Below are 11629 nucleotides of genomic sequence, written 5' to 3' on the forward strand. Positions count from 1 at the left end.
ATAATTCAGGTTATGAGGTTTTCATGAAAACAATAAAAGAAATTGGGGAATGCCTGATCACATATGGAGATCAGGACTATTTACTCAGGCCTTCATTCATCAACATGACACGGATAGGCGAACCCGTCGAGATTGTCAGCACCTTCTATAACCTCTATCACGACGAAGTTTCCGGGTTAATTGAATCAGCGATAAAAGCTTATGGTGTCGTTCCTGTCTGGCTTATCGAGCATATCAAATCGACCAGTTACGGGCGCAAGGCTGTAATGGCGGCTATGACAGTGATTGATGCATGCTGTGATGAAGATACCACTGCTTTGATCGGCGAATTGCGTCCAGCTAAAACGGCAGGGAAAACATTTAAGGTTCGCCGTGGTGCCATGAATGAATACAACATGCTGATCATTGCTCAGTCACTGATAGCTCATGGCATCATCGGAAAAGCTAAGGTCAGGAAACTTCAGCGGCATGAAAGCAATGAAGCGACCAGTGAATTCAATGCGTTTGAATATATCAGCGCAGCGCGCAATCACTTCGGCATGAGCCGGGCAGAGGCTGAGCAACTCACGATGACCGAATTTCAATTACTCATCGCTGCTAAATACCCTGACCAGAAGGGCTTCACGAAAGAAGAGTACGACGCGGTGGCTGATGACTATATGGCTAAGAAAGCGCGGCGGCTGGCTAAGGCGGCGTAGAGGTTCAGGTGGGTTTCTTCATTTGCCCGATCCCTGATAGGATTAATCCCATCTTTTCTAATGGGGATAGGGACGTGAGAAAGTTAATTCTGGTTGGCTTCGCTGCTTTTACTCTCGCTGGCTGCGCCCAAGAGCGCCCGCTGACATCTTATGATGATGTAGGTCTGTGTACGCTTAAAGGGCAGGCTATTGGGTATGGAAATACTGAAATCATGCCGAAAATTCAGGCAGAGTTTGCACGAAGAGGAAGTTTATCGATTAGCCAGGCTGACTGTGATCTCTACACGCAGACTGGCCAGCAAGATGCGAAGGTGAGGATGAAAACCACCGACAGCATCATTCAGCAGTCAAACCAGACTCAAACGATAAATGCCATTAAAGGCTATTAACAACAAACGTAATTACCTCTAAACCTCGCTACGGCGGGGTTTTTTATTTCCCGGAGAATAGCGAATGACCACGAACGTTGGCGAAATTTACTACGAAGTAAGCGCTGACGTAGCGCCACTGCTGCAAGGGCAGCGCCAGGCTGATAAAGCTCTAGACAGCATGGAGCAGAGCTTCAACAAAACGAACAAGGCGGCTGATGCGCTTGATACCGGACTATCGAGGCTGTCATCTGCAATCAAAGGTGTGATTGCGGCCTCTGCGCTGCGTGAAATGGCTGGCCTGGTGCAGAAGTATCAGGAAATGGCCGAGCGCGTGCAAATGGCTACTTCCAGCCAGGCTGAGTTCGAAATGGTGCAGCAGCGTCTGCTGACAACAGCAAACGGTACATATCGTTCTTTGCAGGAGGCACAGGAGCTTTACATCCGCACGGCTGACAGTCTGCGCAGCATGAAGTACACAACCAACCAGGCTATTGATGTGCAGGACTCAATGTCCTATGCGTTCGTGAAAAACGCCACCTCTGCTGATCGCGCAAACAACGCAATTGATGCCTTCTCAAAATCAATCAACACCGGCAAGGTGGCGGCGGACCAGTGGGAGACAATCACCACCGCTATTCCGTCGGTGATTAATGACATAGCCACGGCCAGTAACAAATCGGCAGCTGAAATCCGAGCGATGGGCGCCGCGGGGAAACTGACGGCTCAGCAGCTTACCGAAGGACTCCGGCAATCTCTTGAAGCAAACACAGCAGCAGCGGCTGGGATGTCTAACAACCTTGTCGATGCCAGTGTGCGAATTAAGACTGCGATAACATCCATCCTCGTTGCCTTCGAGAATGAGACTGGAGTTATCCAGGAATTTACCAACGGGCTGATCGCTTCTGCTGATTCAATGCTTAAGTTCAGCCAGAACTCTGAAAAGATGACTGGCTTCATTGATGCAGCGACAACTGCGGCGACTGTCTTTTCTGGTGTCATTGCTGCGAGATATGTTGGAGCAATGACACAGGGTGTAGCGGCAAAAGTTAAGAGCATTGCAGCTTCCAGGCAGCAGGTTATTGCTGACTCCCAATCTTCACAGGCTGCATTGATTTCAGCTAACTCTACATTGCGCAAATCCGTGGCAGATAAGGAAGCCACAATGTCCGCGCTTGCTTTGGCGCAAGCTGAATATAACGTAGCGAGAGGGAGCGCTGCTGAGATGACAGCGATGGATGCGCTTGTGGCCGCAAAAACACGGGCTACTGCCGCAGCCATTGAACACAAGATTGCTGAAGATGCGCAGGCCGCAGCATCTACACGAGCTGCTGCTGCGGTGCGCGCCGCTTCCGCGAGTATCGGACTAGCCAGGGGTGCACTTTCTCTCATCGGTGGGCCGATGGGTGCGGCAATGCTGGCCGGGGCTGCGATTTTCTACTTTTGGCAGAAATCACAGCAAGCAAAAGAGGAAGCGATCGCCTTCGCTGACGGCCTGGACAAGCTCAATAGCTCAATGAAATCAATGAGCGTAACCTCTCTCAGGGGTTCTATCGCAGATGCCAATACCGCGATAGAGGGGCAAAAAAGCGCGATCGCTGACCTGACTGGTGAGATTGACTCCCTAATCGCTAAGCGCGATGAATATGTGTCAAAAGGCAAGCAGTTTGGCACTACAGCAGAGCAAGGTAACGGACTACTCAAGATCGCAGCCAGGCTAACCGACGAAATCAATCAGAAACAGCGCGACCGCTCCGACATTGAAGGCAAGCTGAACGACACGATCAGAACCAGAGACAGCGCGCAGACCATCCTCAATAACAACATGCTCGAATCGATGGGTATCCACGATAGCCTCATCGAAAAGGGAACGGTGCTTGAGCAGGTTCAGGACGCTGTAGCGAAAGCATTTGGCAATACCGCCAATGCAATCAACAGGGCCAATCAGGCGGGGCAGAACTTCAATCCAAAGGCACTGGAAATCTCACCGCCAACTCAGGCCGGTGACAAAATAATCCTGAACCTGGAGGAGCAAAACGAGCTTCTTAAAATTCAGGATGAGCGCCTGCGTGCCGTTACCAAAGCTGGCATGGAGGCCGCAAAGGCAACGGAGAACCCGAACCAGATCGCAGCTGCTAAAAGACTAGCTGGAGAAAACTACGACCTCCAGAAAGCTGAAGAGGCTAGGAATAAGGCTGCTTCGGAAGCTGAGTCCCAAGGGAAAAAGTCGGCAAGTCAGGCTGAGTCAATTACTCAGAAGTTATCCAGCTTAAAGCAACAGTCCGAGCTAGCAGCAGACTATACGAAGGAGTTGAGCCGGGAACAGGCGATCCTGACGGCTCAGCAGTCTTTGGGTAAGGGGGCTACAGAAGGCCAGATCCGTCTTGCGGGGCAGTATGCGGCTAAAACGTGGGATGTCGCCAATGCTCTGAAAATGCGTCAGCAGGCCGAGCAGGCTGGCAGGTTCGTTAATCAGGAGGTGGCCGCAGGGAAAACTTCAGTTGATCCTGTTACTGGAGCGGTCCAGGACCCTACGGCGCAGATAGCCTTAGAGGAGCAGCAAAAGCTTCAGGCGCTGCAGTCTTATCAGGATCAGGGCGTGCTCTCTGTTCAGCAGTATGAGGATGCGAAGACGGCCATTCAGCTTCAGGCGTCAAATGCACGAAAAGCGATCGCGCAAACAGAAGCCAATCAGCAAGTGCAGGCGCTGGGTTCTATCTTAAGTTCCGCGTCGTCTGGTTTCGACAGCCTGGCCAGCATGATAGAAAACGCCGGTGGCAAAAGCAGTGGTGCCTATCTTGCGATGTTTGCCGCTAGCAAGGCCTTTGCTATCGCACAGTCAACGCTGAGCCTGAATATGGCAATCATGCAGGCAATGGCAGATCCAACAGCGTTAACGCCATACCAGAAACTTGCTAACTACGCTGCCATTGCATCAGCTGGTGCCTCACTACTTTCCAACGTGGCAAGCGTTACTCTATCGGGCGCCCGCGAGCACGGCGGCCCCGTCAGCGCCAACTCAATGTATCGAGTGGGTGAAGGCGGGAAGCCAGAAATCTACCAGGCCAGCAACGGCAGCCAGTACATGATTCCCGGTGACAACGGTAGGGTGATTAGCAACCGGGATATGCAGGGTAGTGGAAGTGTTGGCGGTAGCGTCGTCCAGCACATCACCTTTGAAATCAACACAACTGGTGGCATTGATGATGCCACCATGGCGAAGATGTCGCAGATGATGAAGCAGGTAAGCCTGAACACCATCCGAGACCAGCAGCGTCCGAATGGATTACTACGGAGGTAATCGTGCCAGAGATATTTACCTGGTCACCACAGAAAGGCTACTCGGCAGAACGGACGCCTAATGTCGCTGTTGTTAAGCTTGGTGATGGTTATGAGCAGCGCCAAACGAAGGGCATTAACCATCTGATGGATAAATACTCGCTGACATTCACAGGCGTGGATGATGCGAAATGCTCAAGGCCTAATGCTGCGAAAGCTGTCGATGCTTTCCTCAAGGCACGTATGGCGGTGCAGTCTTTCTACTGGACGCCATCGGATACCGGAGTGCAGGCGCTGTTTGTCTGCCGATCCTGGAATATGACAAAGACCGGGCCGCTGTTTGAACTGACGGCCACTTTTGAACAAGTACCACGATAAGCCGAAAGGCGGGAGACAGTTATGACTTTAGAACAACGTGTTGAAGAGTTAGAGGCTATGGTTGATTCAATGAAAGCACAGATGGAAGAAGTTATTAGCGCTCACACCTGTGCTTATAATCAAATCACTGCGAAATTAGATCAAATTGCCGTAATTCAAGCTGAACGCAAGGCTTGAATAGCAAGTTTTTCAATCTCACCGATGGTTTTATTCTTTATCTCATCTGGCGCTATATCTAGGTTTACCGAATGAAACTTGTCATTAGGGCCAATCAAATTAGCTTTTAATTTAAATGTATTTCCAGCGACCGCAAAAGAAATAAAGTCAATAGCGTTTAATTTCAATTCTGACATTATTTTTCCTTTATCAGAGGTAATCAGCCATCCCCCTTCGATGGTTACGTCAGTGTCCCACCACTGACGGGCTGAGCTTACACGTTAACCAGGGTTATCAGTAAGCAACATCCTGATATTCAAACAGTAGCCACCACTTGGTGGCTTTTTTTATGGGAGTTTGCCGTGCGCGACATACCAGCCAGTATGATTATTGATAGCGTCGACGCTGGAGTAGGCGCGTTTATCGACCTGTTCGAAGCCGACCTGCAACCCTTTGGCGGAGACCTTATCAGGTTCCATTCCGGCACCAATGGATATTACGGAAATGTGATCTGGAAGGGGAATCAGTATCAGGCATATCCGATAGCGGTGGAGGGATTCGAGTCAAAGAACGAGGGCACCTACGCCCGCCCGTCTATGGCGGTGGCGAACGTTACCGGTTTACTGACTGGCATCAACCATGACTTTGATGACATGCTGGGAGTAGTCATCACCCGAAGACAGGTTCCGGTGAAATACCTGGACGCGGTAAATTTCCCGAACGGGAACCCTGATGCCGACCCGACGCAGGAAGCTGTTTCCCGATACGTCGTTGAAGAGATGACGGAAGAGACGTTCGAGCAGGTGACCTACACGCTGGCGACACCGATTGACTGCGACAACGCCATCATCCCGGCCCGTACTATTCTCGCCGACGTATGCCAGTGGCAGTATCGCGGCGTCGGGTGTGGATATGACGGGCCGCCTGTTGCAGATGAGCGTGACAACCCAACCACTGATCCAGCGAAGGATAAATGCTCCCACCGTCGTACCGGTTGCCGGTTTCGCTACCCACGTCCTGAACCAATGCCTATAAGCAGTTTCCCCGGCTCTCAAAAGGTCTCCTGATGCAAGAACTACTCGATTATGCGGCATCGTCGCAGGATGAAGTGTGTGCGTTAATCCTGAATGACGAGCGTGTGTTTCGCTGTCGGAATGTGCATCCGGAGCCCTGGCATCACTTCCGCATAAGTGACGACGACTGGCTTGCAGCGGAGGAAAAAGGGGAGATTATCGCAGTATTCCATTCGCATCCGCAAAGCCAGCCAGCGCTTTCTGGTGCTGACCGGCAGATGCAGGTAATGACGGGGCTGCCATGGTGGCTTGCATCTGGCGGGAAACTGAGGAAATACAGGCCTGTGCCACTCCTGCTGGGGCGCAGGTTCGACCACGGCATTATGGATTGCTACACGCTTTTCCGGGACGCATATCATCTTTGCGGCATCGACCTGCCGGACTTCGGGAGGACTAACGGATGGTGGTTGCGGGGAGAAAATCTCTATCTCGCCAATATGCAGGTCAATGGCTTCTATCAGGTATCCATGCAGGATGCACAACCAGGCGACGTCATTATCAGGCAGCCATTCCCCGGCGCCGACCCATGCCACTCAATGATTCTCCTTCATGACAACCTTGTGCTTCACCATGACCATGTCGGACACCTCAGCAGACGAGAACAAATGCGCCCGGCATACATCAAGCAGACGCATTCAATCTGGAGACACGAACAGTGCTCATCTTTAAATTTGCAGGCAATCTACGCCGATTTTACCGCCAGATATCCCTGAATGTTGATACTCCAGCGCAGGGATTACGCCTCCTATTGGCGCAGGATTTCGAATTCAAAAAAGCCTTTCTCAATACAAAGCTGCGTGTGCGGGTAGCGGGCGAGGATGTTGAGGTGTCGGCCATGCAATGGCATCTGGATCGCCACCTGAAAGATGGTTCTATAGTCCTGTTTGTGCCGGTAGTTGAAGGTGCCATCACTGCCGCTGCTGCGGCTTGGATTGCGGTGGCTGTCAGCGTGGCTTCGGTAGCTTACTCGATCTACATGTCACGCAACATGAAAACCAAAACCTCCGCAGAAGCCGCTGAGACCAATACGCTCACAAACAACTCTTTTACCAGTGCTGAGAACCGGGTAGGCCAGGGCCGGGCGGTGCCACTCCTCCTTGGAGAAATGGAGGTCGGCTCGAACGTTATTTCACTCGGCATCGACACAAGCAACAACCAGGACTGGACGGAATCTATTAGCTAAGGTGGCATTATGTCTTCAGGCGGCGGCAAAGCATCAACCCCCAAACTCCTCGACGATAACCTCAAGTCAAAGCAATTTTACCGGGTACTGGATCTCATCAGTGAAGGGCCTATCTATGGGCCCGTTGATCAGGAACACCTGTCATCGTTCAAGCTCAATAAGACTCCCGTAACTGATGCGACAGGCAGTGTCAGCGTAAATGGTGTCAGCGTCGCCTGGCGCCCCGGCTCTGAAACGCAATCCCCCATTAATGGCTTCTCTGCTATTGAAGCGACCACCATCGTAAACACCGAAGTAACCTATGATACTCCGCTGGTTCGCACCATAACCGATCAGGACGTTACCCGGGTGCGGTTTAACGTTGGTGTGACCGGACTGGTCGAGCAGGACACCAAAGGCAATCAGAAAAACACGTCCGTCACTCTGGTGTTGGAGAGCAGAACTGGCGCTTCAGGCTGGGTTATTGAAAAGACTGTGACCATCACCGGGAAGATATCAGGCGAATATCTTGAGGCCCATCTGATTGATGCTCCGGATATCAAGCCGTTTGATATTCGCGTTCGCCGCATTACGCCCGACAGCAGCAGTGATTTGCTGTCCAACGGCACTATCTGGAATAGCTACAGTGAAATCACCGATGACAACCTGAGCTATCCATATTCAGCCATCGCAGGCGCCGTTATTGACCGCGACCAGTACACCGACACCCCAAGCCGCACTTACCATCTTCGCGGACTGATTGTGTCTGTACCAGACAATTATGACCCAATCGCCCGAACTTACTCCGGATTGTGGACGGGTGGTTTCAAACAGGCATGGACAAATAACCCTGCCTGGTTGTTCAGAGAACTGGCAAAGAACTCCCGCTTTGGTCTGGCTAAGCGCGCTGGCTACATCGATGTTGATGACGGTGCGCTGTATGTGCTGTCTCAGTATTGCGATCAGCTTGTTGATGATGGGTACGGCGGCAAAGAGCCACGCATGACGCTTAACGCTTACATCACAGAGCAGGCCAGCGCGCGTGACATTCTCGACAAGATAGCGAGCATGTTCCGTGGAATTGTGCTGTGGGACGGCCTGCGCCTTTCTGTCATGCTGGATGCGCCACAAGACCCGATCGCGACAATCACGAATGCTAATGTGGTAAATGGTGAGTTCAAACGCAGTTCTGTAAAGCGATCTGAAAAATACAATGCAGTTATTGTGTCATGGACTGACCCGGATAACGGCTGGGAGCAGGTGAAAGAGTACGTTTCCGACGATGAGATGATTGCCAAAGGAAACTACAACGAGACCACTCTGGAGGCGTTTGGCTGTACCTCACGCGGTCAGGCATGGCGGGCTGGTAAATGGCTACTTGAAACAGCGAAACGTGAAAGCAGCCGATTAACTTTCCAGATGGCCCGTGACGCCATCCATTTCACTCCTGGCGACATAGTTGAAATCATGGACAACAACTATGCCGGCGCACGCCTCGGCGGCAGAATAATGTCGCATTCAGGCAATAAAATTACCGTTGATGCTGTTGACTCCTCGCTTATCGGCGGTGGGGATACCATGTCTATCATGGGTAGCAATGGTAAGTTCGTGAAGTACGTTATTGACGGTGTTGCAAACAACGTCGTGACCCTGAAGACGACTCCATCATGGGTGCGGGATGGAACGGTTTTTGCCATTTCTACCAGCAGCGTCTCGACTCGTTTATTCCGCATCCTCAGCGTTGCGGAGACCGAAAATAATTCCGTATACAGCATTACGGCCTCCCAGCACGATCCAAATAAGCAGGCCATTGTTGATGAGGGGGCTGTTTTTGACATTCCCAGCGATACCCTTAATGGCTACCGTGTGCCAAACATTGAAAATCTGCGCATCATTAACACAAATTCTGAGACCATTCAGGTCACAGCAACCTGGGAAACAGCTACAACCACTAAAAAGCTGATGTTTGAACTGTACGTTTACAGTGCTGATGGGAAATTAGTTGCGCAGTATGAGACCGATCAGTTCCGATATGAGTTTTACGGCCTGAATGCAGGAAGTTACACGCTTGGGGTTCGTGGTCGAAACGAAAATGGAATGAAAGGCGCTGAGACTCAGGTAAGCCTGATTATCGGAGCGCCTAATCCCCCGAACTCGGTTCAGTGGATACCTGGCCCACTTCAGGCCACTTTAGTTCCGGTCATGTCTGTTACTGCCACATCTGATACTTCTTTTGAATTTTGGTACGCAGGTGAGACTCCGATTCCATTGTCCGACGACATTGAGAATAAAACTCAATTCCTTGGCCGTGGCAATCAGTGGACCATCCAAAAACTTAAGTTTGACCATGTTTATTACGTTTATGTTCGAACTCGTAATGCATTTGGCGTTTCAGGATTTGTAGAGGCTTCTGGAAAACCAACGGACGACTTCAGTGATATCACCAATGCAATCCTGGAGGACATCAAAAGTTCTGAAGTCTTAAAGGACCTAATTGAGGATGCAGTAGCCAGCAGCGAGAAACTGGCCGAACTTTCTGACGCGATTAAGGAGAACGCCGATGGTCTGGCTGCAGCAGTAGGTTCGAATAAGCAGACAGCAGAAGCAATCATTGGCAACGCCATGGCTATTGCTGATGTTGTTGTGCGCCAGACAGCCCAGCAGGGCGCTAACTCTGCGACCTTCGAACAGCTCCGGGAGGTGATCGCCACTGAGACGGAGGCACGCGTCACGGATGTTACTCGTCTAGAAGCGAAAACTGCCCAGAATGAAGCGGGTATTACTGATGTTCGCCAGGCGTTAGCAACGGAAACTGAAGCTCGCGCTTCTGCGGTAAGTCAATTGACGGCTGCCACTCAGGCCGCATCTGACAAAGCTGATTCAGCATCTGCTGTAGGCGCTCAAAATACAGCATCAATCACTGACCTTAGCCAGGTTGTAACAGACCTCGATTCCTCAATGGCATCACGTCTGGAAGAACTGGGTGCACAAACTGATACGGCCAGCGGCGGTATTCAGAACAATGCTATTGCGCTGATCACTAGTACGCTCGCGCAGGTTAATCAGCAAATCACACTCAGCGCGCAGTACGGAGATAACAAGGCCGCTATAGGTCGTATTGATAACGTCATGGCAAACGACAGGGAGGCAACGGCGCAAGCCCTGTTGAATGTCAAAACTGACGTCAACAATAACAGGGCATCCATCAATAGCCTGAGCCAGGCGGTTTCGAATTATCAGCAGGCCACGGCCACGCAGATAAATGCCATCACGGCGACCGTGAACGGGCATACGTCTGCGATAACCACGAATGCTGAGGCAATTGCGAACGTAAACGGCCAGCTCAGCGCGATGTACAGCATCAAGGTTGCCGTGGATGCGAACGGAAAACAGTATGCTGCTGGTATGGGGATAGGTGTTGAGAATGCGCCATCCGGCATGCAATCACAGGTGCTGTTTGTGGCTGACCGTTTCGCGGTAATGGCGCAGGCTGGCGGTACAGTTACGCTGCCATTTGTGATCCAGAACGGGCAAACTTTCATAAGCGATAGCTTTATCCAGGATGGAACAATTGCCAACGCTAAAATTGGTAATTACATCCAGTCCGCGACATGGGACGGAACAGGAAACGTCGGCTGGCACATCAACAAATCGGGTTATGCCGTTTTCAATAACGTTACTGTGCGTGGGGCGGTTTATGCAACAAGCGGTAGCTTCAAAGGTACGGTCGAAGCTACCAGTTTTGTTGGCGATATAGCGAACGTGGGTATTGGTAGTGATGTCGTTGTTTCAGGTGGAGGGAATGCATCGCGAACAATTACTTTTACCGATTCGTCTTCATCGGTATTAGGGAAATCAGCACTCCTTGAGGCACTGATTTTCGTTTCTTCTCTGTCAGGCACAACGACTGCAAATATAACCCTCAATATTAATGGCAGCTCCCGTGATTTTGGAACCATAAATGTTCCTGCCGGAACTGGCGGGCTTTGGATAACGGTACGGCATGCGGTGAGTAACATAACGTCCAGTACAGTTACAGGAACTATTACAGTCGTAGGAACAGGAACAGCTGGTAAAACCATTTCTTCACCCACTTTAACGATAACGCGAGGAACAGGCTCTTTTGTCTGACGCAGCTCTTTAATCTCTAATATAACCCGCTATGCGGGTTTTTTATTACCCGGAGAAAATATGGTTTATAACACTGGCACTATTGCCATCAGCGGAAATACCCTAACTGGTACCGGAACAAATTTCACTGCAGCTGGCACTCTCATCCGTAATGGCTGCACCGTAATCGCGCTAACCAGCCCGCCGCAGGTATTCCAGATTACCGCCATCAGCGGGGCAACTAGCCTCACCGTGACACCAGCGGCAAATCCTGCAATCCCTGTGGGAACGAAGTATTCAATTTTGCTGAGCGACAGTCTGAGCGTAGATGGCCTTGCGCAGGATATCGCTGAAACCTTTACCATGTACCAACGTTACATGAGCGGGTTCGCTGATGTGATGAAC

General features: G+C 51.0%; 10 protein-coding genes and 1 pseudogene. 10 read left to right on the plus strand and 1 reads right to left on the minus strand.

Annotated elements, in window-relative coordinates; genetic code table 11:
* Positions 1-23: 23 nt before the first annotated feature.
* The 5 genes from ACMWKK_RS18400 (at position 24) to ACMWKK_RS18420 (ending at position 4900) form a co-directional block, all read left to right on the plus strand.
* A complete protein-coding gene (locus tag ACMWKK_RS18400) occupies positions 24-698 on the plus strand; it encodes a DUF6246 family protein (RefSeq protein ID WP_406542902.1) in 675 nt (224 codons plus the stop codon).
* 74 nt (positions 699-772) lie between these two features.
* The gene (locus ACMWKK_RS18405) at positions 773-1087 is read left to right on the plus strand and encodes a hypothetical protein (RefSeq protein WP_057060265.1); all 315 of its coding nucleotides are present in this window, start codon (positions 773-775) and stop codon (positions 1085-1087) included.
* A 64-nt stretch (positions 1088-1151) separates the two neighbouring features.
* A complete protein-coding gene (locus ACMWKK_RS18410; RefSeq protein WP_406542903.1) occupies positions 1152-4367 on the plus strand; it encodes a tape measure protein in 3216 nt (1071 codons plus the stop codon).
* Between the two features lie 2 nt (positions 4368-4369).
* Positions 4370-4723: a phage tail protein gene (locus ACMWKK_RS18415; protein WP_104557951.1), complete on the plus strand. Its 354-nt coding sequence runs from the start codon at positions 4370-4372 to the stop codon at positions 4721-4723.
* Positions 4724-4744: 21 nt separating this feature from the next.
* Positions 4745-4900 carry a hypothetical protein gene (locus ACMWKK_RS18420; protein ID WP_022651023.1) on the plus strand — a complete coding sequence of 52 codons (156 nt, stop codon included), beginning with the start codon at positions 4745-4747 and terminating at the stop codon, positions 4898-4900.
* Here the strand turns inward: ACMWKK_RS18420 and ACMWKK_RS18425 are convergent.
* Entirely contained in the window at positions 4879-5076 is a 198-nt protein-coding gene (locus ACMWKK_RS18425) for a hypothetical protein (RefSeq protein WP_063134190.1), read from the minus strand. The two genes, ACMWKK_RS18420 and ACMWKK_RS18425, sit on opposite strands and share 22 nt — an antisense overlap.
* A 165-nt stretch (positions 5077-5241) precedes the next feature.
* Between ACMWKK_RS18425 and ACMWKK_RS18430 the strand changes: the two genes are divergently transcribed.
* The 5 genes and pseudogenes from ACMWKK_RS18430 to ACMWKK_RS18450 all read left to right on the plus strand — a co-directional run.
* Positions 5242-5946: a phage minor tail protein L gene (locus ACMWKK_RS18430; RefSeq protein ID WP_026080747.1), complete on the plus strand. Its 705-nt coding sequence runs from the start codon at positions 5242-5244 to the stop codon at positions 5944-5946.
* Positions 5946-6665, plus strand: a complete 720-nt coding sequence (locus tag ACMWKK_RS18435) for a C40 family peptidase (RefSeq protein ID WP_047720650.1) — start codon at positions 5946-5948, stop codon at positions 6663-6665. The genes ACMWKK_RS18430 and ACMWKK_RS18435 overlap by 1 nt, the downstream gene beginning before the upstream one ends.
* Positions 6608-7135, plus strand: a complete 528-nt coding sequence (locus ACMWKK_RS18440) for a tail assembly protein (protein WP_406542904.1) — start codon at positions 6608-6610, stop codon at positions 7133-7135. The genes ACMWKK_RS18435 and ACMWKK_RS18440 overlap by 58 nt, the downstream gene beginning before the upstream one ends.
* Positions 7136-7144: 9 nt before the next feature.
* On the plus strand, positions 7145-11245 hold the full coding sequence (locus ACMWKK_RS18445) for a phage tail protein (RefSeq protein ID WP_406542905.1): 4101 nt from the start codon (positions 7145-7147) through the stop codon (positions 11243-11245).
* A gap of 60 nt (positions 11246-11305) precedes the next feature.
* Positions 11306-11629: pseudogene (locus tag ACMWKK_RS18450) on the plus strand (phage tail protein); the annotation flags it as partial.

Origin of the sequence: Enterobacter sp. 01-M-03-SI-ECC, from assembly GCF_047530215.1 — a bacterium.
GTDB lineage: Bacteria > Pseudomonadota > Gammaproteobacteria > Enterobacterales > Enterobacteriaceae > Enterobacter > Enterobacter chengduensis.

Bases quoted from the DNA above. Each gene is read 5' to 3' on its own strand.
- ACMWKK_RS18400 (WP_406542902.1), top strand. From the start codon at position 24: ATGAAAACAATAAAAGAAATTGGGGAATGCCTGATCACATATGGAGAT.
- ACMWKK_RS18410 (WP_406542903.1), top strand. From the start codon at position 1,152: ATGACCACGAACGTTGGCGAAATTTACTACGAAGTAAGCGCTGACGTA.
- ACMWKK_RS18420 (WP_022651023.1), top strand. From the start codon at position 4,745: ATGACTTTAGAACAACGTGTTGAAGAGTTAGAGGCTATGGTTGATTCA.
- ACMWKK_RS18425 (WP_063134190.1), bottom strand. From the start codon at position 5,076: ATGTCAGAATTGAAATTAAACGCTATTGACTTTATTTCTTTTGCGGTC.
- ACMWKK_RS18435 (WP_047720650.1), top strand. From the start codon at position 5,946: ATGCAAGAACTACTCGATTATGCGGCATCGTCGCAGGATGAAGTGTGT.
- ACMWKK_RS18445 (WP_406542905.1), top strand. From the start codon at position 7,145: ATGTCTTCAGGCGGCGGCAAAGCATCAACCCCCAAACTCCTCGACGAT.